The organism is Rhizobium sp. RU33A, from assembly GCF_900156055.1.
GTDB lineage: Bacteria > Pseudomonadota > Alphaproteobacteria > Rhizobiales > Rhizobiaceae > Allorhizobium.
In genome coordinates, this window is sequence record NZ_FTMQ01000003.1 from 772,213 (window position 1) to 798,614 (window position 26,402).

The following is a 26,402-nucleotide window of genomic DNA, read 5'->3' on the forward strand; positions in this document are numbered from 1 at the left end:
GTGTCCGATCAACCGGAGGATAGCGAAATGTCAAAGGTAGTACGCTTCCGAAAGCTGAAGCACGGGGACCCGCCCCGTTTCAAGGTCTTGCCGGATGACCTGCGCAAGACGTCGTACCGCGGTGGCGGCTGGAGCTCGACGGGCTCATTTCCGTTGATGGTCCTCGCGCTGGTCGGTGTTGCCGCCGTTCTGGTGATCGGCGGCTTCATTGGCTGATGGCGCGTCGAGATCGGGCTGGCGCTCGTTTCAGAGCGCCGCCTTGATCTTTTCAGCATGGGCCTTCAACACGTCGACATCGGCCATGCCGCCAGCATGCGGCTTGAGCGGCACGCCCTCGTGGCGCGGGATGACATGGAAGTGCAGATGGAAGACGGTCTGCCCGGCTGCCGGTTCGTTGAACTGCGCGACATAGACGCCGTCGGCGTCAAAGGCGTCCTTTGCGGCGTTGGCAAGCTTCTGCACAACTTGGATCAGCTTCGCCAGCACCGTCGGATCGGCATCAAGCAGATTGCGCGATCCAGTCTTCGGGATGACCAGCAGATGCCCCGGCGCCTGCGGCATGACATCCATGAACGCCAGTGTGTTTTCATCCTCGTAGAGTTTCACCGACGGAATGTCGCCGGCCAGGATCTTGGCGAAGATGTTGTTGGGATCATAGGCGGTCATGCTGGTCTCCTTCAGTGGCCGTGTCACTTAATGACAGCGGCCGGTAGGCTTCAAGCCGGATAAGTAGCTCTCAACCGTCGAATTCCTCGCCTTGGCGCGGTTGGCGCTCGCCCTTGCGGAAGGGCGTATGTTCCCCGAGATACTCGCCGACCTGCGCGACTTCACGCCGCTCTTGTTCGAGATAGTCGGCGACTGCTCGGCGCAGCCCGGGATGGGCAATGAAATGAGCGGAATGCGTGGTCACGGGTTCGTAGCCGCGCGCGAGCTTGTGTTCGCCCTGGGCGCCGGCTTCGACACGGGCAAGGCCTTTGTGAAGCGCGAAGTCGATTGCCTGATGGTAGCAGACTTCGAAATGCAGGAAGGGGTGATCCTCGATGCAGCCCCAGTGGCGGCCATAAAGCGCATCGACGCCGATGAAGTTGATCGCACCCGCCACATAGCGACCGTCACGCTTTGCCATGACGAGCAGGACGTCGTCCGGCATGCGTTCGCCGACCAGCGAGTAGAACTGGCGTGTCAGGTAAGGCCGTCCCCATTTGCGACTACCGGTGTCTATGTAAAATCGGAAAAACTGATCCCAGATCTCCTCGGTCAAATCGCTTCCCGTCAACCAGTCGATGCTGATCCCGTTTTCCAGCGCGTTGCGCCGTTCCTTGCGCAGATTTTTGCGCTTCGAGGAGGAGAGTTCGGCGAGAAACGCCTCGTGGTTCGTATAGCCGCGATTGATGAAATGGAACTGTTGGTCCGTGCGCTGCAGAAAGCCGGCTTCCGTAAGGGCAAGGAGCTCACTTTCGGGCACAAAGGTCACATGTGCCGACGATGTTCCGAGTTCCTGGGACACCTGCTGCAGTCCTTGGGCAAGTAGCGCCTGGACGCGAGATACGTCCTCACCCTGTCGGACGAGCAACCGGGGCCCTGTGGCCGGAGTGAAGGGGATGGAAGCCTGAAGCTTGGGATAGTAGCGCCCGCCGGCCCTGTGGAAGGCATCGGCCCAGGCGTGGTCGAAGACATATTCACCCTGGCTGTGGCTCTTCAGGTAACAGGGAATGGCGCCGATGAGGCGGCCTTCCTCTTCAAGCAGCAGATGGTGGCCCATCCAGCCTGTCTCGGCAGTTGCTGAACCCGACTCCTCGACGGATGAGAGAAAGGCATGCGAGGTGAAGGGGTTGTAGCCAGGGGCGGAGCGGGACGCTCCAGTCAGCTCTCCCCATTCGGCCGAAGCGATCTCCTTGAAGGAGCGCACTACGCGGATCGTCACCTCGTCTGCCATGGGTCTCCCGTCAGGCAATCGCCGGCGACTGGCGCGGGTCGAAGCCTTCGAATGTCATCTGATCTGCATATTTATAGGTCTGAGACCGCATGATTTCATCCCTGACTGTCCAGGTAATCACGGGCGCGCCATTTTCACGCAGGTCGGAGACGAAATCATTCGGCAGATGCGCCACGCAATACGACGTGAAATCAAGCCCGAGATCCATGGCTTCGCGGTGCGCCGCAAAGTTTTCCGGCTTCACGCCTTCCGCAGTCAGACCGACAGGCCAGGGGCATTCCGTGACCTTCAATGCCCGCAGCAGGTGATAGTCGAAGCTCATCAAAGCGACTTTGCCCTCATAACCCTCAAGCACTTCGAGAACGGCTTCGGCGAAGCCATCGTCGTGCTCCGCATCGATGCCCTTCAGTTCGATCACCAGCGGCACCTGGCCCTTGACGAGGTCGAGCATCTGACGAAGCGTCGGGATCTTGTCCTTGGTGCCGCCGATCGACAGCATCCGCAATTCGCCAGCCGTGCGCTCACGCACCTCACCGTTCATGTTGCAGAGACGCTGCAGGTCATGGTCATGGAAGACCATCGGCACGCTGTCGGAGGAAAGCTGGATGTCGCATTCGATCGCAAAGCCCGCCTCGATGGCCCGGCTGAAGGCCGAGAGCGTGTTTTCCCAGACTTCTCTGTTCATATCGTGATAGCCGCGATGGGCCACGGGGACGTCCTTGATCCAGTCGATATGGCTCACAGCGCAATCTCCAGGATGGCGTCGATTTCGACGGCGGCATTCAGCGGCAGCTGCGCAACGCCCACGGCCGCGCGTGCATGTTTGCCGGCGTCACCCAGCACGTTTGCGATCAAGTTCGAGGCACCGTTGATGACGAGGTGCTGTTCGACGAAGCCAGGTGCTGTGGCGACGAAGCCGTTGAGCTTCACGACGCGGGTGATCCGCGAGAGTTCGCCGCCGAGAGCTGCCTTGGCCTGCGCCAGGATGTTGATCGCGCAGAGTTCGGCCGCCCGCTGCGCTTCAGCCAAAGCGACATCGCCGCCGACCAGACCGATCACCGCCACTTTTCCGCCTTCAATCGGCAACTGTCCCGAGAGGAACAGCAGGTTTCCGCTGATCACATAGGGCACGTAATTGGCGGCGGGGGCTGCGGCTTCCGGCAGGCTGATGCCCAGCGCTGCAAGGCGGCCGTCGATTGTGTCGGACATGGTCGATTCCCGGTCTGTTGATAAAAGTTGAGAAACTTGTGGCGACGAAAAGCATGTCTCGCTTTTGCCGGATGTGTTCTTATAACATCGATGACGAGTCCAACAGGAGGGTGTCGATGTTTCCTTTGCGAATGGCGGTCCGTGCGACGCTTTCCCTGGCTGCCTTTAGTGCGACGGGGCAGGCGGCATCTGCTGCGACCGTCGGCCTGGTGCCGCATCGCGCTGTCTACGAGATCGGGTTGAAGGAAGCGTCCGACCGCTCCGGCATCGAATCCGTACGCGGCCGCATGGTCTATGAGTTCAGCGGCTCGGCCTGCAAGGGCTTCAACACCCAGTTCCGCTTTGTCACCCGCATCGATGTCGGCGAGGGGGTGCGCGTCACCGATCAGCGATCCACGACCTTCGAAGATGTCGCCGCTGGCACGTTCAGGTTCGAGAACAAGTCCTTCACCGATGATCAGCTCGACAAGGATGTCAGCGGCGCCGCAGCCGAAGCCGGTGGCAAGGTCAAGATCGAGCTGACCGGTCCCGACAAGCGGGCGCTCGAGCTTGCAGATAGCCGGTTTCCGGCCGAGCACATGCTCGAAGTGATCGCCCGTGCGCGAAAGGGAGATCAGGTCTTCGAATCGCGGATCTTCGATGGCTCCGAAGATGGCGACCAGACCTTTCTCACCACGACCATTGTCGGTGGACCGACGAAGTCGAGCGACACGGACCCCGAAGCAAAAGCTCTGGAATCGCTCGGAGCCCAGGATTACTGGCCTGTATCCATCGCCTATTTCGACGAGAAGACCAGGGGCGACCAGGAGCCAATTTACAGCCAGTCCTTTAAACTTTACGAGAACGGCGTCACGCGCGACCTGACGCTCGACTATGGCGATTTCGTCCTGGCCGGCAAGCTGACCAAGCTCGAAGTTCTCGGCAAGCCGGACGTCGGCTGCCCGTAAAGCCGCCCGAACACCGGCAAGTCGCTTGTTTTGCCCTTGATTTTTACCCAGCGCCCCTGTATGGCCGGCGTCATTCCACACGCGAAGCTTGGGATCGACAGGGAGAAATCCTGCCGCTTCCGCCCGGTGGCTGTCCGAAAGGACTGCTGTTTGCTTCGCGGGGGTTCAACCGGAAAAGGAGAAAAAGGCATGGCATTGCCTGATTTTAGCATGCGTCAGCTTCTTGAAGCTGGCGTTCACTTCGGTCACCAGACGCATCGCTGGAACCCGAAGATGAAGCCGTACATCTTCGGCGATCGTAGCAACATCCACATCATCGACCTGGCTCAGACCGTTCCGATGCTGTCGCGCGCCCTTCAGGTCGTGTCCGACACCGTCGCTCGTGGCGGCCGCGTTCTGTTCGTTGGCACCAAGCGCCAGGCTTCGGAAATCATCGCTGATTCCGCCAAGCGTTCGGCCCAGTACTACGTCAACTCCCGCTGGCTCGGCGGCATGATGACCAACTGGAAGACCATCTCGAACTCGATCGCCCGTCTGCGCAAGCTCGACGAGATCCTGGCATCGGAAGCGTCTGGCTACTCCAAGAAGGAGCGCCTGAACCTCGAGCGCGAACGCGAGAAGCTTGAAAAGGCTCTCGGCGGTATCCGTGACATGGGCGGCACCCCGGACCTGATGTTCATCATCGACACCAACAAGGAAAAGATCGCGATCGACGAAGCTAAGCGCCTCGGCATCCCGGTTGTTGCTGTCATCGACTCGAACTGCGATCCGGACCTCATCGACTATCCGATCCCGGGCAATGACGACGCTTCGCGCGCCATCGCTCTCTACTGCGATCTGATCTCGCGCGCTGCCATCGACGGTATTGCTCGCCAGCAGGGCTCTTCCGGTCGTGACATCGGCGCCTCTGCCGAAGCTCCGATCGAGCCGGCTCTCGCAACCGAAGCCGAAGCATAATCGCGTACAGCGGCGGGCTCCCGCCGCTCTTCCCGTCGAGGGAATGGCCGCCTGTGTGCTCTTCGAGCAGCGGGCGGCCTCCGTTCTTCCGGATGCCGCTCGCCATCAGCGAGTGGGCGTCGAAGACGGCCGATTGTTTCCGTGGTGACCTGCTTCATCACGTTGTCATACATCCGGGTACATTTCGTCCCCAACACAGCGGCCCTCCGTTCGCCCAAAGCCACGGATCGGTCCGCCTGAACAGACAAGAGGCACACAATGGCTGAAATCACTGCAGCACTGGTAAAAGAACTGCGCGAAAAGTCCGGCGCAGGCATGATGGATTGCAAGAAGGCTCTGACCGAGAACAACGGTGACATCGAAGCCGCCATCGACTGGCTGCGCGCCAAGGGTATCGCCAAGGCCGACAAGAAGTCGGGCCGCACGGCTGCTGAAGGCCTGATCGGCATCAACGGCGCCGGCACTTCGGCCGTTGTCGTCGAAGTCAACTCCGAAACCGACTTCGTTGCACGCAACGACGCGTTCCAGGATCTCGTCCGCGGCGTGGCTTCGGTTGCCATCGGCACCGACGGTTCGGTTGAAGCGATCGGCGCTGCAAGCTACCCGGCCACTGGCAAGACCGTCACTGACACCATCAAGGACGCGATCGCCCATATCGGCGAGAACATGACGCTGCGCCGCGCCGTCAAGCTTTCGGTCGAAGATGGTGTCGTCGCCACCTACATCCACAATGCAGCCTCTGAAGGTCTCGGCAAGCTCGGCGTTCTCGTTGCGCTCAAGTCGACCGGCAACAAGGACGTGCTCGCTGCCATCGGCCGTCAGGTCGCCATGCACATCGCTGCGACCAACCCGCTCGCAATCCGTTCGGAAGAAGTTGACGCCGCTGTTGCTGAGCGCGAGCGCAACGTCTTCATCGAACAGTCGCGCGCTTCGGGCAAGCCGGACGCCATCATCGAAAAGATGGTTGAAGGCCGCATGCGCAAGTTCTTCGAGGAAGTCGCCCTTCTCTCGCAGGCTTTTGTCATCAATCCTGAGGTGACCGTCGGCGACGCGATCAAGGCTGCCGAAAAGGATGCTGGCGCCCCGATCGAAGTCACCGGTATGGCACGCCTGCTGCTCGGTGAAGGCATCGAGAAGGAAGAGAGCGACTTCGCCGCTGAAGTCGCTGCAGTCGCCAAGGGCTGATTTCAGTTACCCTTCTTCGAGGGAAAACATCGGGCATCGCGTGACAACGCGGTGCCCTTCGTGTATCCGGCACAGAATTGATCTCGGGAGCATTCATGTCAGCCAAGCCATTGTTCAAGCGCGTCCTCCTCAAGGCTTCGGGCGAAGCCCTCATGGGTAGCCAGGGATTCGGGATTGATGTGGCAGTGGCCGACCGGATCGCCGGAGACATTGCCGAAGCCCGCCGCATGGGTGTGGAAGTCGGCGTCGTTGTCGGTGGTGGCAACATCTTCCGCGGCGTGGCCGTCGCGTCGAAGGGTGGCGATCGCGTCACCGGCGACCACATGGGCATGCTGGCAACGGTGATCAACGCGCTTGCTCTCGCCACATCGCTGCGCAAGCTCGACATCGACACCGTCGTCCTCTCTGCCATCGCCATGCCCGAGATCTGCGAAAGCTTCTCGCAGCGCGCAGCTCTTCACCATCTGGCCCAAGGCAGGGTGGTGATCTTCGCCGGCGGCACAGGCAATCCGTTCTTCACGACCGATTCTGCCGCCGCCTTGCGCGCAGCAGAAATCGGCGCACAGGCCATATTCAAGGGCACTCAGGTCGATGGCATCTATTCGGCCGACCCCAAGAAGGACCCGACCGCAACCCGTTTCGACAGCCTGACCCACGACGAAGTCCTGCAGAAGGGCCTCGCCGTCATGGATGTCGCCGCTGTTGCCCTGGCACGCGAAAATCATATTCCGATCATCGTCTTCTCGATCCACGAGAAGGGCGGTTTCGGCGATATCCTGTCCGGCGCCGGCCGCATGACGATCGTTACCGACAACTGATTTCACATGAATGGCGGCGATCTGATGCCGCCGACTGATAGAGCAATGGGAGAACCATGATGACCGCAGGGGTTGATCTCAACGACATCAAGCGCCGTATGGACGGCGCGATCAACGCGTTCAAGAACGACATCGCATCGCTGCGCACCGGCCGGGCCTCCGCCAACGTGCTGGATCCGGTCGTGGTCGAAGCCTATGGTTCGCGCGTGCCGCTGAACCAGGTCGCCAACGTGACTGTGCCGGAGCCGCGCATGCTCGGCGTGTCGATCTGGGACAAGTCCATGGTGGGCGCCGTCGACCGTGCGATCCGCGAAGCCAATCTTGGCCTCAACCCGATCGTTGACGGTCAGAACCTGCGTATTCCGCTGCCTGAACTCAACGAAGAGCGCCGCAAGTCGCTGGTCAAGGTGGCACATGACTATGCCGAAAAGGCCAAGGTCGCGATCCGCCACGTCCGCCGCGACGGCATGGATGGCCTGAAGAAGGCGGAAAAGGACGGCACGATCGGCCAGGATGATAGCCGCAGCCAGTCGGAGCGGGTCCAGAAGATGACCGACGAGACGATTGTCGAAGTCGACCGCTTGCTCGCGGACAAGGAAAAGGAAATCATGCAGGTTTAAGGCAGAGTCGTTTCTTTCGAGCACTCTCAACGCCGCCTGGATCCTCGCCAATGTCGACAGTTCAACATCGCATCGTTCCACAGCATGTTGCGATCATCATGGATGGCAACGGCCGCTGGGCAAATGCACGGGGGCTTCCCCGGACGTTCGGCCACCGCAAGGGGGTTGAGACTGTCCGCGAGACCGTGAAGGCTGCCGGTGAGGCAGGTGTCGGTTTTTTGACGCTTTTTGCCTTCTCCTCGGAGAACTGGCGGCGCCCGGAGTCTGAGATCAACGAGCTGTTCGGTCTGCTCAAGGCGTTCATTCGCCGCGATCTTGCTGATTTGCATAGGGCCGGGATCCGCATCCGGATCATCGGCGATCGCGTCAATCTGCGTGACGATATCCGTTCGCTGCTCCTCGAAGCTGAGGAAACCACGGCCAAGAATACTGGCATGACGCTGGTCATCGCTTTCAATTACGGTTCACGCGACGAAATTGCCCGTGCTGCAGCACGTCTGGCGGCTGACGTACAGGCTGGCCGGCTTGATCCGTCGCAGATCGATGCAAGCAAGCTCAATGATTGCCTGGATACCGCCGGCATCCCCGATCCCGATCTGGTGATCCGCACCAGCGGAGAGGAGCGTCTGTCGAATTTCCTTCTCTGGCAGGCGGCTTATGCCGAATTGATGTTCGTGCCTGACTTCTGGCCCGACTTCACGCCGGCACTTTTTGACTCCGTGCTCGAAAAATATGCTGCCCGCGACCGCCGCTTCGGCGGCCTCTCGGCCAAAGCTGTGGCCGTCGGCTCATGACGCTCACAATGTCGCGAGAACTTCAGCTCAGAATCGTCTCCGCTATCGTCATGATCGCGGTGGTTCTCGCGGCAACCTGGTTCGGCGGACTATCCTTCAAGCTCGTGGCTGCCGGCATTGGCCTGTTGATCTATTACGAATGGTCGACGATCACGCGGCTCGCGGACGACAATATTCGGTCGAATGCCTTTGGCTGGTTCTCGATGGCGGTGATCAGCCTCAACATGTTGTTCGGGCAGGCAGAATTGACCGTGCCGCTGTTTGCAGGCCTGGTTGTCACGGCTGCAATCCCGGCCATGCTCCGCCGTGTGAGCTGGTGGCAGCCAGGCGGATTGTTTTACGCGGGGCTGAGCACGATCTCGCTGTCGGCCATCCGCGGCGAGGATTGGCTCGGTTTCGTTGCGATGCTCTTCGTGTTCATTGTCGTCTGGTCGACCGATATCCTAGCCTATTTTGTCGGAAGGGCGATCGGCGGGCCGAAGCTTGCGCCGAAGATCTCCCCCGGCAAGACCTGGTCCGGGGCAATCGGGGGCACGGTGGCCGGCGTCATCGGCGGCGTTCTGATTGCGATGGCACATTTCCAGGATGTCGGGCTTTGGGTCGCGGTCGTCGCCTTCGCCTTGTCGGTGTCGAGCCAGATCGGCGACCTCTTCGAATCGTTCATCAAGCGCCGTTTCGGCGTCAAGGATTCGAGCCGCCTCATACCTGGGCATGGCGGTGTCATGGACCGGGTCGATGGCCTTGTATTTGCCTGTTTTGCCGCGTTCTTCTTGGCGATCGGCAGTTCTGCCGGCGGTGTCGGTACCGTCGTCTCGATGGGCGCCTTCCTCTTTGGTCTCTGAGGCGTAGGGCTTGCTCCAGGTGACGGGTTTAAATTCTCGCTGAAGCGAGTGCAGGAAACGGACAGATGGATCACATCAGCGCAGTCTTCGGCTTTCTCGGCGGATACATCCTGCCTTACATTCTCATTCTGTCTCTGCTCGTTTTCATTCATGAGATGGGTCATTATCTGGCCGGGCGATGGTCGGGCATTCGCATTCTTGCGTTTTCCGTCGGGTTCGGCCCTGAGCTGGTCGGTTATACCGACAAGCACGGGACACGCTGGAAACTGTCCGCGGTTCCCTTGGGTGGCTATGTGCGGTTCTTCGGGGACGCGGACGCTGCGAGCCGTCCGGACGGCTCCCTTGCAGACGAGTTGACCGAGGAAGAGCGAGCCCAGACACTAAACGGCGCCAAGCTCTGGAAAAGAGCCGTCACTGTCGCCGCGGGTCCCTTTGCAAATTTCCTGTTGGCCATCGTCATCTTCGCCGGCATGTTCGCCTTTATGGGTAAGCCTGTTTCGGATCCCGTCGTGGCTGACATCAAGGCCGGCAGTGCTGCAGAGGAGGCGGGCATCCAGCGTGGCGACGTTCTGCTGGCGCTGGACGGCCGCATGATCGAGACCTTCGACGATGTCGTCCGCTACATCACCATGCGCCCGGAGATCCCGGTCGAAGTGACGGTGAGGCGCGAGGGCCAGGAGATCGATTTTGCCCTGACCCCAAAGCGTGCCGTAACCAGCGACCGATTCGGCAATGAAATGGAAGTCGGCCAAATCGGTATCATCACCGACCAGCAGGCGGGCAATTTCCGGATCGTGGAACTGTCCCCGCTTGAGGCCGTCTGGGAAGGCGTGCGCCAGACCGGGCACATCGTCACCGGGACCTTCGACTATATCGGCAACATGATCGCCGGCCGCATGAATGCCGATCAGCTCGGCGGCCCGGTTCGCGTCGTTCAGGCCTCCGGTCAGATGGCGACGCTCGGCGTTATCGCTCTGTTAAATCTGGCAGCGGTTCTCTCCGTTTCATTGGGGCTTTTGAACTTGTTCCCTGTTCCGGTCCTTGACGGCGGCCATCTCGTTCTCTACGCGATTGAGGCAGTGCGGGGGAGGCCGATGGGGCAGGGCGCACAGGAAATCGCGTTCCGTATCGGTATGGCGATGATCCTGTCTCTGATGGTCTTCGCCACTTGGAATGATATCAGCCGGTTGATTGGCTAGGCGGGAGCACGCAGGTCGCGAAAGGATTTGTTTACGCTGTTTCAAATTGATAGTGGCGATTGGGCCACGCGTTGAAATGAAGTAAACAGAAATTAACGCGCGCACTTGCTTGTAGGGTAAAACCCGTTAAAACCACACACGGGCCGGAGTCGGGTGCCGACTACGGGGCAATGGAAGAAGGTATAGTATACACATGAAGGCTGGTTCAAAGTTTTTGAACGCAGTATCGGCGGTCGCGCTGTCTGCTGGTGTCGTGTCTTCGGGCGCAGGTATTGCCGTTCTTGCATCGGCAATTGCTGCCGAAGCCGCAGTGGTTCAGCGTATCGACGTACGCGGTGCTCAGCGTGTCGGTCCGGAAGCTGTGCGCTCCAACCTTTCGATCCAGCCGGGTCGGACTTTCTCCAATGCCGACATCGATGAATCGGTCAAGCGTCTCTACGCGACCGGCTTCTTCTCTGATGTTCAGATTTCCGTTTCCGGCGGGACGCTGGTGGTGACGGTTGCTGAAAACCAGCTGATCAATCAGGTGGTCTTCAACGGCAACCGCAAGATCAAGGACGACAAGCTTCAGGGCATCGTCCAGACGCAGTCCCAGGGTCCTTACAGCGACAGCCTGATCAGTGCCGACATTCAGCGTATCCGCGAAGCCTATTCCGCCATCGGTCGTTCCGATGTCGAGGTGACGACGCAGGTCGTTCCTGTCGCCGAAGGTCGCGTAAACCTCGCCTTCGTCATCAACGAAGGCGAGCGCACCAAGATCAGCTCGATCAACTTCGTTGGCAACAATGCCTATTCCGACGGCCGTCTGGCCGCCGTCCTGCAGACCAAGGAATCGGGCATCCTGTCCTTCTTGACCCGCAAGGATGTCTACAACGAGGACAAGCTGCGCGCTGACGAAGAAGCGCTCCGCCAGTTCTACTACAACCACGGTTACGCCGATTTCCGTGTGATCTCGTCCGAGGCTGTCCTCAACGAGACCGGCAACGAATACACGATCAACATCACCGTCGACGAAGGTCAACGCTACCGCTTCGGCGCTGTGTCGGTTGAATCGACCGTTGACGGTATCGACGGTACGGAACTGGAAGGTCTTCTCGAGACCCGCGAAGGTCAGACCTACAGCGCCCGTGATATTCAGAAGTCGATGGAAGCCATTTCCCGTCGTGTGTCGTCGGCGGGTTATCCCTTCGCTCGCGTGGTTCCGCGCGGTGACCGCAACTTCGAAACCAACACGATCGGCGTGACCTATCTGGTCGATCAGGGTGAGCGCGCTTACGTCGAGCGCATCGAAGTGCGGGGCAATACCCGTACTCGCGATTACGTCATCCGCCGCGAATTCGATATCTCCGAAGGCGATGCCTTCAACCAGGAGACCATTTCTCGCGCCAAGCGTCGCCTGGAAGCTCTCGGCTTCTTCTCGGCGGTCAACATCACGACCCAGGCCGGCAGCTCGCAGGACCGCGTCGTCGTGATCGTCGACGTTCAGGATCAGCCGACCGGTTCGTTCGGTATCGGCGCCGGCTACTCCGTCGGTGACGGTGGTCTGGTTCTCGAAGCGTCTGTTGAAGAAAAGAACTTCCTCGGTCGTGGTCAGTTCATTCGTCTCGCTGCCGGTGGTGGCTTCGACGAGACGCAGACCTATAACTTCTCGTTCACCGAGCCCTATTTCCTCGGTTACCGCCTGGCTGCTGGCTTTGACGTGTTCAAGAGCTCGACCAGCGCGAACTCCTACTATGACTACGAAGAGCAGGGCGGTACCGTTCGCGTCACCGCGCCGATCACGGAAGATCTGGCGACGACGCTGCGCTACACCTACAAGGAACTCGACTACATCAACGACGGTGCATTTGGTCCGGACGGCCTTGCTACTGGCACCGATAATCGGGTGGCAGCCCCCTACATCGATGCGATCACGGGCAGCACCTGGAAGCAGTCGATCCTAGGTCACTCGGTCGTCTACAATACTGTTGACGATCGCCAGAACCCGCACGAAGGCATCTATGCGAGCTTTACGCATGAATATGCCGGTCTCGGCGGCGACTCCGAATACTACAAGGCTTTCGTCCGTGCTCGTGCCTTCTACACGTTGTCTGATGAGTTCGACATCGTGGGCTCGATCGCTGGTTCGGCTGGTCATGTCGTTGCCCTCGGTGACAACCTGAACGTCTTCGATCAGTTCAAGATTGGTGGCAAGGAAATCCGCGGCTTCGACAACAGCGGTATCGGCCCGCGCATCGGCGACGATTCGATCGGCGGCACGACCTATTTCACCGCATCGGCTGAAGCGACTTTCCCGCTTCCGCTCGTGCCCCAGGACCTCGGTTTCCGTGGTGCGGTCTTCGCAGATGCCGGTACGCTCTACGGCAGCGACCTTCGCAATCAGCCGGGCGTCGTCGGTACTGACATGTCGCTTCGTGCATCGGTTGGTGCAGGCGTGGTCTGGAATTCGCCCTTCGGTGCTCTTCGTGTCGACTACGCGGTTCCGGTCGCCAAGGAAGACTTCGACGAAACCCAGGAATTCCGTTTCAGCATGGCGAACCAGTTTTAAGACTGGCTGTCCAGAACTGCTGACGGGTTGACGTTCTGGAGCGTTTGCTGATGGACCATAATCATTTCTTTCCGCCCCATTCCGGGGTGACCTTGGCTGCGCTTGCAGCCCAGACGGGGGCGGAATTACAGGACGAGAGCCAAGGCGAACGGATCGTTCGGTCCGTATCACCGGTCTCAAGAGCGAAGGAAGGGGATGTCTGCTACATCCTCTCCCGTCGCAACAAGGAAGAGTTGGCGACCTGCCAAGCGGCGGCAATCTTCTGCGAAAAGCCTCTTCTCTCACTTGTTCCCGCCCATATTCCCGTTCTTCTCGTCAAGAGCGCACAGACTGCGTTCGCTCTTGCAGGCGCATTACTGCATCCGACGGCCTTGAAGCCCGTTCGGATGACGACCGAGCCGGCCAAGATCTCACCGGCAGCCTATGTCGATCCAACAGCGAAGCTGGAGGATGGCGTAGAGGTCGAGCCCATGGCCGTGATCGGCGCCGATGTCGAGATCGGCAGCGGTACCCGGATAGGCCCAGGTGCGGTGATCGGTCCGGGTGTCCGCATCGGTCGCGACTGCGTCATTGCCGGTGGCGCGACGATCCAGGTCGCTCTCGTTGGCAACAATGTCATCATTCACAACGGTGCGCGGATTGGGCAGGACGGTTTCGGCTATGCACCGGGTCCTCGTGGCATGCTGAAGATCGTCCAGATTGGCCGGGTGATCATCCAGGACCATGTCGAGATCGGCGCCAACACCACGATCGATCGCGGCACGATGGACGACACCGTGATCGGTGAGGGGACGAAAATCGACAACCTCGTTCAGGTCGGCCACAACGTTCGCATCGGCCGCCACTGCGGTATTGTCAGTCAGGTCGGCATTGCCGGCAGCACGGTGATCGGTGATGGCGTGATGATTGGCGGGGCTGCTGGCATCAACGGCCATATCAAGATTGGCGATGGTGCTCAGATTGCAGCCATGAGCGGCGTCCTGGCCGAGGTGCCGGCCGGTGAGAAATACGGCGGCGTTCCGGCCCGCCCGTTGAAGGATTATCTGCGCGAGGTGGCCGATACGCTCAGCCGCTACGACAGCCGCGCCAAGGAAAAAGGAACCAGCAATGACTGAACTCGCGAAGAGCGAATTGGGATCGGCTGATATCCTCGAGATCATGAAGCTTCTGCCCCACCGCTATCCCTTTCTGCTGGTGGACAAGATCATCGAGATTGACGGCGACAATTCCGCCATTGGCATCAAGAATGTCACGGCGAACGAACCGCATTTCACCGGACATTTCCCGGAAAGCCCGATCATGCCGGGTGTACTTCTGATCGAAGGCATGGCCCAGACCGCCGGTGCCATCTGTGCTCGGCTTCAGGGCGAGGGCGGAAATCTCGTCTATTTCATGACGATCGATAACGCGCGGTTCCGGAAGCCCGTTGTACCGGGTGATCGCGTCGAATTCCACGTCGTCAAGCAGAAGCAGCGCGGCAACATCTGGAAGTTCCATTGTGACGCCAAGGTCGACGGCGCATTGGTCGCCGAGGCCGACATTGGTGCCATGATCATGCGCAAGGATCAGAAATGAGCCAGATCGCCGCAAGCGCCGTCATCCATCCGATGGCCGTGGTCGAAGACGGCGCGGTGATCGGCGAGAATGTGAAGATCGGTCCGTTCTGCCGGGTCGGCTCGCGCGTGACGCTGAAGGACGGCGTAGAGCTCATTTCGAACGCTGTTGTCACCGGTCTCACCGAAATTGGCGCGGGCACAAAGATCCACCCGATGGCCGTGATCGGCGGTGTCTCGCAAAGCCTGCACGAGGCGGGCGAAGATTCAACGCTGGTCGTCGGTGCAAATTGCACCATGCGTGAGGGCGTGACGATGAACTGCGGCACGGTCGGCGGTGGCGGTATCACCCGCGTCGGCGACAACTGCCTGTTCCTGGCCAATTCGCATGTCGCCCACGACTGCATTCTCGGCAATGACATCATCCTGTCGAACAACGTCATGCTGGCCGGCCATGTTCACGTCGGTGACAAGGCCATTCTGAGCGGTGGCTGCGCCGTGCACCAGTTCACTCGTATCGGCCGTCAGGCATTCATCGGTGGTCTATCCGCCGTTGCCTACGATGTCATTCCCTATGGCATGCTGAACGGCAATCCCGGCATCCTCGGCGGCCTGAATGTGGTCGGCATGAGCCGGGCCGGTATCGAGCGCTCGGTGATCCACCAGGTTCGTCGCGCTTTCAAGCAGATCTTCGAAAGCGAAGGATCGGCGCGTACGAATGCGGCCGCCATTCGTGACGAGTATCTGGACTGCGCGCCGGTGATCGAGATCCTCGACTTCATCGCCGCCGAAAGCGATCGGGCACTGTCCTCGCCCAATCGCGGCAAGAACTGAGTGATGGCGGCGGCCGCTCAATCGGACGGCCTGCCCCGAACCGGTCGCCTGGCCATTATCGCCGGCAGCGGAAAGCTGCCGCTTTTCCTTGCCGAAGCAGCACGGGCAGCCGGCGAGGATCCCGTTGTTCTCAGGCTGAAGAACGAGGCGGACGATATCTGGCAGGGCTTTGAAAACGCCATCATCGGCGTTGGCGACATGGCCGGCCTATCAGCTCTGTTTCGCCAGCACGACATTCGCCGGGTGGTCATGTCGGGGGCGGTCAAGCGCCGGCCGGCTTTCGGCGAAATCCGGGTCAATCTGAAATCACTGCTGAAGCTGCCGATGGCGCTGAAAACACTGATGGCCGGGGGCGACGATGCCGTGCTGCGCATGGTCATCTCGCTGATCGAGGCGCAAGGCTGCGAAGTGCTGGGTGCCCACGAGATCTTGCCGGGTTTGCTGGCGACGGTCGGACCGCTCGGTGCGGTCTCTCCGGATGGCGATGACGAGCGTGACATCGAAAAGGCGGCAGATGCTGCGGAAGCCCTGGGCCGGCTGGATGTGGGGCAGGGTGCTGTCGCTGTCGGCGGCCGCATCGTAGCGCTGGAGGGCGTTGAGGGCACCGACGCAATGCTCTCACGTGTCCAGGGTCTGCGCGCAGAGGGGCGGATTTCCAGGCGCCGCAAGGGTGTTCTGGTCAAACTCTGCAAGCCGCAGCAGGATCTGCGCGCCGATCTGCCGACCATTGGCGTCTCGACCATCGAGAATGCCAAGGCCGCAGGGCTTGCCGGCATTGCCGTTGAAGCCGGCCGCGCGCTGGTCGTCGAGCGTGAGGCGATGATTGCGGCGGCCAATGCAGCCGGTCTGTTCGTCGTCGGTCTGGATCGTTCGCGCAAGGAGTAGGCAGCATGTCCGACAAACCCTTGAAGATTGCCGTCATCGCCGGTGAGGTCTCTGGCGATCTCCTGGGTGCAGATCTGATAGCGCATCTGAAGACGATGCATTCTGGGCCGGTCGAACTGGTGGGCGTCGGCGGTGAGGCACTTGAGGCTCAAGGATTGGAGTCACTCTTCGACTTCTCCGAGCTCTCGATCATGGGCATTACCCAGGTGCTGTCGAAGCTGCCTCGGCTGATCAAGCTGATCTCCTGGACAGCCGATGCCATTGTAGCGGCCAAGCCGGACTTGCTACTGATCGTCGACAGTCCCGATTTCACCCACCGCGTGGCCAAGAAGGTTCGGCAGAAGCTGCCGGACTTGCCGGTCGTGAACTATGTCTGCCCCAGCGTCTGGGCGTGGAAGGAATATCGTGCGAAGGCGATGCTCGCCTATGTCGATGCCGTTCTCGCCGTCCTGCCCTTCGAGCCAGCGGTGATGCAGCGTCTCGGCGGTCCGGAGACCCATTTCGTCGGTCATCGGCTCGCAAGCAATGCCGACATTCTGCGGATACGGGAAACACGCAATGCGAGGGGAGTGAGAGCTGCGGGCGACAAGCGGACCATCCTTCTCCTGCCCGGTTCGCGCGGTGCGGAAATCACGCAGCTTTTGCCGGTGTTCGGTAAAGCCATGCAGGAGTTCGTCGCCCGCAATGGCGAGACGCGCTTCGTGCTCCCCACTGTGCCGCGTCAGGAAGCACGCGTCCGGGAAATCACGAAGAGCTGGGCATTGAGACCCGAGATCGTGCTCGGCGACGAAGCGAAGTGGCGCGCCTTCGAAGAGGCGGATGCCGCGATCGCCGCATCCGGCACAGTGATCCTGGAACTGGCACTTGCGCATGTGCCTGTCGTCTCGACCTACAAGGGCGACTGGATCATTCGCATGCTCAGCCACCGCATCAAGATCTGGACCGGTGCGTTGCCGAACCTGATCGCCGACTACGCGGTCATTCCGGAATACTTCAACGATGTCTTGCGCCCCGCAAGCCTCGTCCGCTGGGCCGAGCGGCTGTCGACGCACACGCCGCAGCGCGCCTCGATGCTCGCGGGTTATGACGACGTCTGGCAGAGACTGCAAACCGAAAAGCCGGCCGGTGAAGCCGGCGCGGCCGTGGTTCTGTCTGTGCTTCAAAAGCGCGCCAGGCTCTGACTCAAGCCCAACGTGCGAAGGGATCGGGAAGGCTTTCCCATGCAGAAGGCGTGAAGGTCTCTGCCGCCACAAGGCACGAATCGAGCTCCGCTTCGATCCTGCGCTGATCCATGGGGTCGGCTCCGATGAAGACAAGTTCCTGTCGCCGGTCGCCCCATTCCTTGTCCAGATAGGGCGCCATCGCGTCGAGGAAGCCGGGATCGTCGGGCCAGCGTGACTTCGGCACGGATGCCCACCAAAGCCCCATTTTTGTCGTCCGGACGAGCGGTCCTGCCTGGCTCATCTCACCGACATGATGCGGACGGGTGGCGAGCCAGAAGAAGCCCTTGGCGCGAATGACGCCCGGCCAGGGACGATCGAGGAAGGCCCGGAAGCGTGTCGGATCGAACGGTGCTCGTGCCCGGTAGACGAAGGAACGGATGCCATACTCCTCGGTTTCCGGCACATGATCCCGAAAGCCGTGCAGTTCCTGGAACCACAGCGGATGCATCTCCGCCTTGGCGAGATCAAACAGCCCGGTTCCGAGGATGTCCTTTGCAGCCACTTCGGCGAAATCGGTTTCGATCACTCGCGCATCGGCATTGAGACCTGCAATAATCTTGCGTGCGGCGTCGAGCTGATCCGGCGTCGCTGTGCCAACCTTGTTGAGGATGATGACGTCGGCGAACTCGATCTGCTCGACAAGCAGATCGACGAGCGTTCGGTTGTCGTTTTCACCGGCCGTCTCGCCACGATCGGCAAGGAAGTCGCTGGACGAATAGTCTCCGATCAGATTGGCGGCATCGACCACCGTCACCATTGTGTCGAGCTGCGCGATATCAGAGAGACTGCGGCCCTCCTCATCGCGGAAGTCGAAGGTGGTGGCGATCGGCAAGGGCTCTGCAATGCCCGTCGCCTCGATCAGCAGATAGTCGAAGCGACCCTGCTCGGCGAGGCCGCGGACTTCGTTCAACAGGTCATCACGCAGCGTGCAACAGATGCAGCCATTGCTCATTTCGACCAGTTGTTCCTGCGTACGTGACAGGGCTGCATCACCGCCGCGCACGAGTGCTGCGTCGATGTTGACCTCACTCATGTCATTGACGATGACGGCAACGCGCAACCCGTCACGGTTTGCGAGTACGTGATTGAGCAGCGTCGTTTTTCCGGCGCCGAGAAACCCGGAGAGAACAGTGACAGGTAGCTTTTTCATGCGGCATCCATTTTATGTAATAACATAACCGTTGAAGATCTGAAAAAGGCGGAACCGAAGTCCCGCCTTTTTCGCCCGGGGGAGGGATGGGATTACTGAGACAGGCAGGTGCTGATCGACGTCGCCAGATTGCGCATCAGCTGGCCATACAGGGCAGGGCCCGCCTCCAGCGCGCCACCTTCGGGATCGAGAACGCCGGACTTGGCTTCGGTGCCCTCCGTCACGACGCCGATCAGCTTCGGTTCAAACTGCGGCTCGGCGAAGACGCAGGCCGCTCCGAGCTCCTCGATCTTGGCGTGGATGGTGGACAGGCGTTCTGCACCCGGCATGGTCTCCGGGCTCACCGTCACCGAACCGGCAACGCGCACGCCGTAGTGCTTCTCAAAATACTGATAGGCGTCGTGGAAGACGATGAAGGGCTTCTCGAGTACTGGCTTCAGCTGCGCGGCAATCTCGGTGTCGAGAGCGTCGATCTCTGAATTGACGGCCGTCAGATTGGCCTCGTAGGTCGCCTTGTTCGATGGGTCGACGTCTACAAGGCTCTTGGTGATCTCAGTGGCCATGGCTTTGGCGTTGGTCGGATCGAGCCAGAGATGCATGTCCATGCCGCCATGCGCGTGGTCGTCGTGCTCATGTTCGTGACCAGCCTCGGCGGCTTCCTGTTCGTGTCCGTGATCATGCCCGTGACCGTGGTCATGCTCATGGCCGGCCTCGGCGGCGGTTTCCTCATGGCCATGGTCATCATGCCCGTGGGCATGGCCTTCTTCCTCATTCGCGTCATGGTCATGGCCCTCGAATGCCCCGCCTTCACGGAACGGAAGCTTGGTGAGCCCGGGCGCATCTTCCAGTTCGACGACCTTGGCATTCTTTGGCAGCGCCTCGAGCGGCTTTTCAAGGAAGGCTTCGAGCCCGGGGCCAACCCAGAAGACCAAGTCTGCGTTTTCGAGTGCACGCGCATTGGAAGGTTTCAGCGAATAGGTATGCGGCGAAGCCGCACCCTCGACGATCAGCGACGGTTCGCCGACACCCTTCATGATCGAGGCAACAAGCGAATGCACCGGCTTGATCGAGACGACGACATCCGGCGCTGCCGAGGCAAGCGTCGGAGACAGAAAGAGAAACGCCGTCGAGGCAGCCAGTCCGAGGCGATAGCGGGTCATGCACAGCTCCTGAGGATAGTTATGTAATAATATTACCCAAGTTGCGTTATGCTATAACGTGTGGCATAGGGGGAGGCAACATCAAAATCTTGAGATCTCCATGAATGCGATGAAATCACGGGAGGCCGCACCGCTGGTGTCCCTCACCGGCGCCGGTGTCTACCGAAACGGACGCTGGCTGGTCCGCGGGGTCGACTTTTCCGTCCGTCCCGGCGAGATCGTGACCCTGATCGGCCCAAATGGATCGGGTAAGTCGACAAGTGCCAAGATGGCGATCGGCGTGATCAAGGCAGACGAGGGCAGGGTGGAGCGCAAGCCCGGCCTGCGCGTCGGATACGTGCCGCAGCGCCTGAGCGTTGACTGGACCATGCCGCTAACGGTTCGCCGTCTGATGACGCTGACCTCCGCTCTGTCGAATACGGAGGTGGAGGCGGCTCTCGAGGCTGTGGGCATCGGCCATCTCGCGGGTGCCGAGGTGCAGCACCTCTCTGGCGGCGAATTCCAGCGTGCGCTGCTGGCGCGTGCCATGGCCCGCAAGCCCGATATCCTGGTGCTCGACGAGCCTGTGCAAGGCGTCGATTTCTCCGGAGAGATCGCTCTTTATGACCTGATTACTTCGATCCGCAACTCGACGGGCTGTGGCATCCTGCTGATATCGCATGACCTGCATGTCGTCATGGCTGAAACCGATACGGTGATCTGTCTCAACGGCCATGTCTGCTGTCGCGGGACGCCGGCGGCCGTCAGCCAGAGCCCGGAATATATGCAGCTCTTCGGTGCCAAGGCAGCACGGACGCTCGCCGTCTATAGCCACGACCATGACCATACCCATCTGCCGGACGGGCGCGTGCTGCATGCCGATGGCAGCGTCACCGACCACTGCCACCCAGATGATGGCCATCACGACCACCATGGCCACGATCACGATCATCACGGTCATGATCACCATCATGACGGCCATGATCATCACGATGGCCCCCCCGCCGCAACGCCGGTGAAGGACCGGGAGCACGGCCATGCTTGATGATTTCTTCGTGCGCGCCATCCTCGCCGGCATCGGCCTCGCCCTGACGACGGGTCCACTCGGCTGCTTCGTGATCTGGCGGCGCATGGCCTATTTCGGCGACACCATGGCTCACTCCGCTCTGCTCGGCGTGGCTCTCTCGCTGTTTTTCTCGCTCAATTTGATGGTCAGCGTCTTCGTCGTCGCCTCGATGGTGTCGCTGATCCTGATCGTCCTGCAGAAGCGTCAGGGACTGTCGGCCGATGCCCTGCTCGGCATCCTCAGCCATGCAACGCTTGCCATCGGCCTCGTGATGGTCGCCTTCATGACCTGGGTGCGTTTCGACCTCATCGCCTTCCTGTTCGGTGACATTCTCGCGGTCACGCCGAACGATGTCGCCATCGTCTGGATCGGCGGCCTGTTTGTCGTCTGCGTCATTGCCTGGCTTTGGCGACCGCTGCTTGCCGGCACCGTCAATGCCGAATTGGCCGAGGCCGAGGGCATGCAGCCCGAACGTGCCCGCCTGATCTTCATGTTGCTGATGGCGCTCGTCATTGCGATTGCCATGAAGATCGTCGGCATTCTGTTGATCACATCCTTGCTGATCATTCCGGCCGCCGCCGCACGGCGCTTCGCCTCGACACCGGAAATCATGGCGGTACTCGCCTCGCTGATCGGCGCCATTGCTGTGGTCATGGGGCTCTTTGGCTCACTGACCTACGACACGCCGTCGGGACCGTCGATCGTCGTTGCAGCGCTTCTTCTCTTCCTCGTCAGTCTTCTGCCTCGTCCTGGCAGCAAGGCTCGCGACATCAGCACGAGGGCATGACATGACCAAGACCGATCTCACCCGCAATCAGTCGCTCGTCTTCGATGCGCTCATGCAGTCCGAAGGCCCGCTTTCGGCCTATACCTTGCTCGACAAGTTGCGCGAGCATGGGTTCCGTGCGCCGCTTCAGGTCTACCGTGCGCTCGACAAGTTGGTCGAGTTCGGCATGGTCCATCGCCTCGAAAGCCTGAACGCCTTCGTCGCCTGCGCCCATCCCCATGACGGCTGCACCGGCCATGGCACCGTCGCCTTCATGATCTGCAACAAGTGCGGTCATGTGACGGAATTCCACGACCACGAGATCGATCACCGTCTCGAAACGATCACCCGTGGGCGCAGTTTCAAGCCTGAAAAGACGACGATTGAAATCAGAGGGTTTTGTGCTGAATGCACGGAGATCGCGGCCTAGGTCGGCAGTCTCAAAGCGGATGCAGGTCCCGCGCAAAGCGGCGCCAGTTGCGCACGTAGTTTTCGGCTGACAGCCGAAGCCCCGCAATGGCGGCGGCGTCGAGTTCTTTGATCACCCGTGCTGGGGAGCCGACAATCAGGGAATTGTCCGGGAAGATCTTGCCCTCGGTGATCAGGGCGTTTGCCCCGACGAGGCAGTTATCGCCGATGCGCGCGCCATTGAGGACGGTCGACCCCATGCCAACAAGAGAGTTGTTACCGATCGTGCATCCGTGGATGATCGCATGGTGGCCGATCGTGCAGCCTTCGCCAATCGTGACGCCCTTGCCGGGGTCGGTATGCACCATGACACCATCCTGGATATTGGTGCCTGCACCGATCACGATGGGATCATTGTCGCCGCGAAGAACCGCCCCGAACCAGATGCCGACATCCTCTCCCAGACGCACGTCACCGATGACCTGGGCATTGGGTGCCAACCAGAACCTGTCAGCTGTGGGAAGTACGGGAGCCCTGTCCCCGAGGCGATAGAGCGGCATCTGAGGTGCCTTCCCGTCAACGCAGTCGCAGAATAACGGGGAACCGGCCGGCCTGTGCCGAGATATGCAGATGGATATCGGCCTCCGGCTGCGAATAGCGCCAGGCGCGCGCGCCGTGGCTGAGCAGCAAACCGATCAGATCCTTGGTCTTCGAGCGCTTTTCGCGCAAGCTGAGATCGGCCAGACGGTAGGCCGCCTCGTGGAGAGGATGCAGGACGCTGCTGGTCGGCGCTAAGCCGCCATTGTCCTGATCCTCGATCAAGCCGTAGTGGAAGTCTTTCGATGCCATTTCGTGATCCTCGTAAACAATACAAATCGAGGGTTTCGGGCGATCGACTTACTGGGCGGCGGCCCAGCAACCGATCCCTTTCTTCTTGAGCGCCTTGCAGGCGTTGACTGCGTCCTTCTGCTCGTCAAAGCCACCAAAGCGTGCCCGGAAGATCTGCTTGGAACCGTCACCATATGCGACGGTGAAGGGGGTGGCGGAACGCAATACCTGTCCGCCTTTCGCCTGCGCGTCACGCAGGAGATCCATGGCCAGCTCCTGATCCGGCGATGTACCAATCTGCACGACCCAACCGCTGGATGGAGCCGTCGAGGCTGTTGTCATGACGTCGACGTCAGGAGGTGTTGTAGCAGCCGCTGCGACCGACGACGGGGCCGATGTTGCCGGTGCGACTGACGCACCTTCGTTTGGCAGGTAAGCAGGCGCGGGCTGAGGTACCGGAACGGGTGGCACCGACGCGGACGGCGCAACGGCTGGCATGGTGTTGAGTGCGGCACTCGCGGCATTTCGCGCCGGCGCCGCTGCATAGGCCTGGGCTACGCCGGTGTAGCGGACGTCGGGCATGGGGCCAGTCTGCGGCAGCTGCGGCAGGCCGCCTGCCGCAGCAGTGGCAGAGCCTGCGGGCGCAACCGAGGTGTTGTTCTTGGCGATCAGGTTGTTGCCGCCGCGCGTGCTCGTCGCTGCCGGCAGGTAGCGCTGAACCAGGTTCGTCATCTGCGCATTGCGTCGTGCACCGGATGTTGCACCCAGCACGACTGCGACGATGGAGCGACCACCGACTTCAGCCGAAGTCGCGAGATTGTAACCGGCCGCCCGAGTGAAGCCGGTCTTGATGCCGTCGACGCCGCGGACCTGGCCAAGCAGCCGATTGTGATTGCCGATCGTCTGCTTGCCGAACTTGAAGCTGCGCGTGGAGAAGTAGCCGTAATACTGAGGGAAGTGCTGGCGCAGCGCGACGCTGAGCCGGGCCTGGTCGCGCGCCGTGGTCATCTGTGCCGTGTTCGGCAGACCATGGGCGTTGCGGTAGGTGGTCTTGGTCATGCCGAGGCTGCGGGCCTTGGCGGTCATCATCTGGGCAAAGCGCTGCTCCGACCCACCAATATATTCCGCAAGGGCAGTCGCAACGTCATTGGCCGAACGCGTAACGAGCGAGAGAATCGCCTGCTCGACAGTGATGCTGCGGCCGGTGCCAACGCCAAGCTTTGACGGCGGCTCCTTGGCGGCATTGGCAGAGAACGGCACCTTGCTGTTCAGCGAAATGCGCCCGGCTTCCAGCGCCTCGAAAACCATGTAGAGCGTCATCATTTTCGTCAGCGATGCCGGATAGCGTAAGCTGTCGGCGTTTTCGCTGTAGAGAACCTTGCCCGTCTTGGCGTCGATGACGATGCCGGCATATTTGGGATTTGCCTGGACAGTGCTGACGGCAGCGACACTCGCCACGAAGACCGCAAACGCCGCGAGGAAAAGCCGACGCACTGCGGCTGCGAAGTTGGAGCTTCCGAAAACTTTATGCACCACGATACTCTTTGATTCACACCATTGACGACCGGACGCCATTCCCCCAATCGCGACCATCTCCCTTGGACCCTACGGAATTAGCCTTACCAAGAGGTTTATGATGAACGGTCGGTTGACGCTTTGGATTGATTTTTAAGCGACGTGGTTGCTGTGGCTGGTCCCGAACGACCTTCGACATAAGCGCGGACGGCCTCGTCGATCGCTTGCCAGTCATCTAACAATCGGCTCGAAAACCGATAGAGAACTGTGAGATCCTCGCCGACATGGATGTCGCGCTGGCAATCGCTGCTGGTGGCCTTTTCGGCGACTGAAGGAAGGACGCAGCGGATTGCATAGGTCTCTCCATCCGGCGCTGTGGCCGTCAGCAGGCTTTCTCCCTCGTAGCCCGTTCCAGCCTTGAAGGCCTGACGTCGCAGTCCGCCAGGGCCCTGGATGGTCTGAGGTTCGAGGAGGCTCCTGTAGATCGGCTCAACGCGTCCGGACATGTCTCTCGACATCGTGCTTTGCGATATCTGCAGGAAGACAAGAGATTGGGATAGCGCAACGTCGTCGAAACGGCGTCGTTCTGCGCTCGAATAGCCGGTCATTTCCGGCCAGAGCAGATAGAGGTCGACCCGTTCGGCTGCGCCGCTTCGACGCTGATGCTCGAAGCGGATGGCGTTCGCGGGAAAGGCGAGCCGGTCTCGGCCGATCGTGATGTCGAAGACCTCGCTGCTTTCGCTGTGGCCTGCAAGTGATAGTCGCGCACCGTAAGCACGGCCATACCAGCTGATGGCGATCGAAGCGGCGGCCAGGAGCAGGATTGTGATCGTCGAGATGACGAGGAAGCGCGTCGAAATGAGCGGTGAACGCTCTTCGTCCGCCTGGAGACCTTTGTCGTCGCCTCGCATCTCGCTCTGATCCTCTCGGTGCGGCTCGTCGAATGCGCCCGCGAGATCAGACTTCGGTGAACGTGGTTAAATTCCGGTTAAGGCCGGATGTGGGCTGCGAGGCAAAAAGAGAGCCGGTCCCGGTTGGACGGGACCGGCTCATTGGCTCCGGTCGGGGGACGGGTAGGCGGGGACAGACCGGGCCATAAGGGGGAGGCAACGCGGTTATTGTGATACGCTGCCCACGTAGCTTGCGCGACCGTCCTGAATCTTCACCCAGCGGGCCGGGTGGCTCGAAGACTGACGCTTCAGATAGGTGTATTCGGTCTCGGACCACACCAGCACCTTGTTGCGCATGTTGTCGAGAATGAAGTCGCCGTGGTCGGTCCGGACGGTGAGCACGGCATGCCCTTCGCCATTCGGCTGCAGGACCACGGTCATCAGGAGGTCGGCAGGATCAAGGCCGCGATCGACCAGCATCTTGCGCTTGAGCAGCGCGAAGTCTTCGCAGTCGCCGACGCTGCGGGGATAGGTCCAGCGTTCTTCTACACCATAGATCTCGAGGTCAGTCAGCGGCGTGATCGAGCTATTCACGGTGTAGTTGACGTCGAGAATGGTTTTCCAGAGCTGCTCTGTCAGTATCATCGGTCCGCTATCCGTCTGGCTACCCGAACATTCGCCCTGATAGGTCTGACAGAATTCGTAATGCCCGATCGGCGGATTGGCTTTGCCGACGACCTGCATGTTGGCCGGCATGGCCGAGACTTGAAAGGCCAGTGCGCCAGCGATGGCGGCGGCCAGAGTTCCAATACCCAGATTTTTCTTTGTTGTCATTGGTTGTCTCCCGGTAATGGAGATAGCAATGACAGAGAAATTTTGATGGCCCGCGAATATTGGTGGTAATATACAAGCTTAAGTCTACGAAAAAGAGAATCTATATTGAGACTATTTTGAATTGTATTTGAATAAACTTCATGGAAAATTTGATGAAAATTTGATCTTTATTCTTCCGTTTGAACGAAAGCGAAGGCCCTGCAATGGTGAAAAACGTAGGGAATACAGAACACTAGAATGGACCGTGATTTCAGGT

Annotated in this window: 29 protein-coding genes; 18 read left to right on the forward strand and 11 right to left on the reverse strand. The window is 60.3% G+C overall.

Annotation, left to right across the window (positions count from 1 at the left end; translation table 11 throughout):
- Nucleotides 1-27 precede the first annotated feature (27 nt).
- Nucleotides 28-216, forward strand: coding sequence for a hypothetical protein (locus BW978_RS14790; protein WP_076396271.1), 189 nt, complete (start codon nucleotides 28-30; stop codon nucleotides 214-216).
- A 30-nt stretch (nucleotides 217-246) separates the two neighbouring features.
- Here the strand turns inward: BW978_RS14790 and BW978_RS14795 are convergent, their stop codons facing one another.
- The 4 genes from BW978_RS14795 to BW978_RS14810 all read right to left on the reverse strand — a co-directional run bounded on the left by BW978_RS14795 (nucleotide 247) and on the right by BW978_RS14810 (nucleotide 3,145).
- On the reverse strand, nucleotides 247-666 hold the full coding sequence (locus BW978_RS14795) for an HIT family protein (protein WP_076396273.1): 420 nt from the start codon (nucleotides 664-666) through the stop codon (nucleotides 247-249).
- Nucleotides 667-736: 70 nt separating this feature from the next.
- Nucleotides 737-1,936, reverse strand: coding sequence for a GNAT family N-acetyltransferase (locus BW978_RS14800; protein WP_076396275.1), 1,200 nt, complete (start codon nucleotides 1,934-1,936; stop codon nucleotides 737-739).
- A gap of 10 nt (nucleotides 1,937-1,946) precedes the next feature.
- Nucleotides 1,947-2,678 (reverse strand): glycerophosphodiester phosphodiesterase, encoded by a 732-nt coding sequence (locus BW978_RS14805; RefSeq protein ID WP_076396277.1) that lies wholly within the window; start codon nucleotides 2,676-2,678, stop codon nucleotides 1,947-1,949.
- On the reverse strand, nucleotides 2,675-3,145 hold the full coding sequence (locus BW978_RS14810) for a RidA family protein (protein WP_076396279.1): 471 nt from the start codon (nucleotides 3,143-3,145) through the stop codon (nucleotides 2,675-2,677). The genes BW978_RS14805 and BW978_RS14810 overlap by 4 nt, the downstream gene beginning before the upstream one ends.
- Nucleotides 3,146-3,261: 116 nt before the next feature.
- Here BW978_RS14810 and BW978_RS14815 point away from each other — a divergent pair, with 116 nt between their 5' ends.
- The 14 genes from BW978_RS14815 to lpxB all read left to right on the forward strand — a co-directional run bounded on the left by BW978_RS14815 (nucleotide 3,262) and on the right by lpxB (nucleotide 17,508).
- Nucleotides 3,262-4,092 carry a cell envelope integrity EipB family protein gene (locus tag BW978_RS14815; protein WP_076396281.1) on the forward strand — a complete coding sequence of 277 codons (831 nt, stop codon included), beginning with the start codon at nucleotides 3,262-3,264 and terminating at the stop codon, nucleotides 4,090-4,092.
- Nucleotides 4,093-4,281: 189 nt separating this feature from the next.
- Nucleotides 4,282-5,049 (forward strand): 30S ribosomal protein S2, encoded by a 768-nt coding sequence (gene rpsB / locus BW978_RS14820; RefSeq protein ID WP_076396283.1) that lies wholly within the window; start codon nucleotides 4,282-4,284, stop codon nucleotides 5,047-5,049.
- Nucleotides 5,050-5,307: 258 nt separating this feature from the next.
- Nucleotides 5,308-6,234 carry a translation elongation factor Ts gene (gene tsf, locus BW978_RS14825; protein WP_076396285.1) on the forward strand — a complete coding sequence of 309 codons (927 nt, stop codon included), beginning with the start codon at nucleotides 5,308-5,310 and terminating at the stop codon, nucleotides 6,232-6,234.
- Between the two features lie 95 nt (nucleotides 6,235-6,329).
- Complete coding sequence (gene pyrH / locus BW978_RS14830; RefSeq protein ID WP_076396287.1) at nucleotides 6,330-7,052, forward strand: UMP kinase; 723 nt, start codon at nucleotides 6,330-6,332, stop codon at nucleotides 7,050-7,052.
- 59 nt (nucleotides 7,053-7,111) lie between these two features.
- Nucleotides 7,112-7,672, forward strand: a complete 561-nt coding sequence (frr, locus tag BW978_RS14835; RefSeq protein WP_076396563.1) for a ribosome recycling factor — start codon at nucleotides 7,112-7,114, stop codon at nucleotides 7,670-7,672.
- Nucleotides 7,673-7,722: 50 nt separating this feature from the next.
- Complete coding sequence (locus BW978_RS14840; protein WP_076396289.1) at nucleotides 7,723-8,466, forward strand: isoprenyl transferase; 744 nt, start codon at nucleotides 7,723-7,725, stop codon at nucleotides 8,464-8,466.
- A gap of 8 nt (nucleotides 8,467-8,474) precedes the next feature.
- Complete coding sequence (locus BW978_RS14845) at nucleotides 8,475-9,308, forward strand: phosphatidate cytidylyltransferase (RefSeq protein WP_076396291.1); 834 nt, start codon at nucleotides 8,475-8,477, stop codon at nucleotides 9,306-9,308.
- A 65-nt stretch (nucleotides 9,309-9,373) separates the two neighbouring features.
- A complete protein-coding gene (rseP, locus tag BW978_RS14850) occupies nucleotides 9,374-10,507 on the forward strand; it encodes an RIP metalloprotease RseP (RefSeq protein WP_076396293.1) in 1,134 nt (377 codons plus the stop codon).
- 193 nt (nucleotides 10,508-10,700) lie between these two features.
- Entirely contained in the window at nucleotides 10,701-13,055 is a 2,355-nt protein-coding gene (bamA, locus tag BW978_RS14855) for an outer membrane protein assembly factor BamA (protein ID WP_076396295.1), read from the forward strand.
- Nucleotides 13,056-13,105: 50 nt separating this feature from the next.
- Entirely contained in the window at nucleotides 13,106-14,170 is a 1,065-nt protein-coding gene (gene lpxD, locus BW978_RS14860) for a UDP-3-O-(3-hydroxymyristoyl)glucosamine N-acyltransferase (RefSeq protein WP_076396297.1), read from the forward strand.
- A complete protein-coding gene (gene fabZ, locus BW978_RS14865) occupies nucleotides 14,163-14,630 on the forward strand; it encodes a 3-hydroxyacyl-ACP dehydratase FabZ (RefSeq protein ID WP_006728455.1) in 468 nt (155 codons plus the stop codon). Before lpxD ends, fabZ begins: the two co-directional genes overlap by 8 nt.
- Nucleotides 14,627-15,442, forward strand: a complete 816-nt coding sequence (lpxA, locus tag BW978_RS14870) for an acyl-ACP--UDP-N-acetylglucosamine O-acyltransferase (protein WP_076396299.1) — start codon at nucleotides 14,627-14,629, stop codon at nucleotides 15,440-15,442. Before fabZ ends, lpxA begins: the two co-directional genes overlap by 4 nt.
- A gap of 3 nt (nucleotides 15,443-15,445) precedes the next feature.
- Nucleotides 15,446-16,327 (forward strand): LpxI family protein, encoded by an 882-nt coding sequence (locus tag BW978_RS14875; RefSeq protein ID WP_076396301.1) that lies wholly within the window; start codon nucleotides 15,446-15,448, stop codon nucleotides 16,325-16,327.
- Between the two features lie 5 nt (nucleotides 16,328-16,332).
- Entirely contained in the window at nucleotides 16,333-17,508 is a 1,176-nt protein-coding gene (lpxB, locus tag BW978_RS14880) for a lipid-A-disaccharide synthase (RefSeq protein WP_076396303.1), read from the forward strand.
- Nucleotide 17,509: 1 nt separating this feature from the next.
- Here lpxB and BW978_RS14885 read toward each other — a convergent pair whose 3' ends face one another.
- Entirely contained in the window at nucleotides 17,510-18,700 is a 1,191-nt protein-coding gene (locus BW978_RS14885) for a GTP-binding protein (RefSeq protein WP_076396305.1), read from the reverse strand.
- A gap of 92 nt (nucleotides 18,701-18,792) precedes the next feature.
- A complete protein-coding gene (locus BW978_RS14890) occupies nucleotides 18,793-19,860 on the reverse strand; it encodes a zinc ABC transporter substrate-binding protein ZnuA (RefSeq protein WP_083697600.1) in 1,068 nt (355 codons plus the stop codon).
- A gap of 100 nt (nucleotides 19,861-19,960) precedes the next feature.
- Between BW978_RS14890 and znuC the strand changes: the two genes are divergently transcribed.
- From znuC to BW978_RS14905, 3 genes are read left to right on the forward strand one after another with little or no spacing between them, the layout of a single operon-like run.
- Nucleotides 19,961-20,884: a zinc ABC transporter ATP-binding protein ZnuC gene (gene znuC, locus BW978_RS14895; RefSeq protein ID WP_076396307.1), complete on the forward strand. Its 924-nt coding sequence runs from the start codon at nucleotides 19,961-19,963 to the stop codon at nucleotides 20,882-20,884.
- Entirely contained in the window at nucleotides 20,877-21,692 is an 816-nt protein-coding gene (gene znuB / locus BW978_RS14900) for a zinc ABC transporter permease subunit ZnuB (RefSeq protein ID WP_076396309.1), read from the forward strand. The genes znuC and znuB overlap by 8 nt, the downstream gene beginning before the upstream one ends.
- 1 nt (nucleotide 21,693) lies before the next feature.
- Nucleotides 21,694-22,101, forward strand: a complete 408-nt coding sequence (locus BW978_RS14905) for a Fur family transcriptional regulator (RefSeq protein WP_076396311.1) — start codon at nucleotides 21,694-21,696, stop codon at nucleotides 22,099-22,101.
- A 10-nt stretch (nucleotides 22,102-22,111) separates the two neighbouring features.
- On the opposite strand, the gene BW978_RS14910 is transcribed toward BW978_RS14905, so the two are convergent.
- The 5 genes from BW978_RS14910 to BW978_RS14930 all read right to left on the reverse strand — a co-directional run bounded on the left by BW978_RS14910 (nucleotide 22,112) and on the right by BW978_RS14930 (nucleotide 26,146).
- Nucleotides 22,112-22,639: a gamma carbonic anhydrase family protein gene (locus BW978_RS14910; protein WP_076396313.1), complete on the reverse strand. Its 528-nt coding sequence runs from the start codon at nucleotides 22,637-22,639 to the stop codon at nucleotides 22,112-22,114.
- Between the two features lie 16 nt (nucleotides 22,640-22,655).
- Complete coding sequence (locus BW978_RS14915; RefSeq protein WP_076396315.1) at nucleotides 22,656-22,928, reverse strand: hypothetical protein; 273 nt, start codon at nucleotides 22,926-22,928, stop codon at nucleotides 22,656-22,658.
- Nucleotides 22,929-22,976: 48 nt separating this feature from the next.
- Nucleotides 22,977-24,365 (reverse strand): D-alanyl-D-alanine carboxypeptidase, encoded by a 1,389-nt coding sequence (locus tag BW978_RS14920; protein WP_244551973.1) that lies wholly within the window; start codon nucleotides 24,363-24,365, stop codon nucleotides 22,977-22,979.
- A gap of 173 nt (nucleotides 24,366-24,538) precedes the next feature.
- Nucleotides 24,539-25,333 carry a hypothetical protein gene (locus tag BW978_RS14925; protein WP_076396317.1) on the reverse strand — a complete coding sequence of 265 codons (795 nt, stop codon included), beginning with the start codon at nucleotides 25,331-25,333 and terminating at the stop codon, nucleotides 24,539-24,541.
- 204 nt (nucleotides 25,334-25,537) lie between these two features.
- On the reverse strand, nucleotides 25,538-26,146 hold the full coding sequence (locus tag BW978_RS14930) for a transglutaminase-like cysteine peptidase (RefSeq protein ID WP_076396319.1): 609 nt from the start codon (nucleotides 26,144-26,146) through the stop codon (nucleotides 25,538-25,540).
- Nucleotides 26,147-26,402 lie beyond the last annotated feature (256 nt).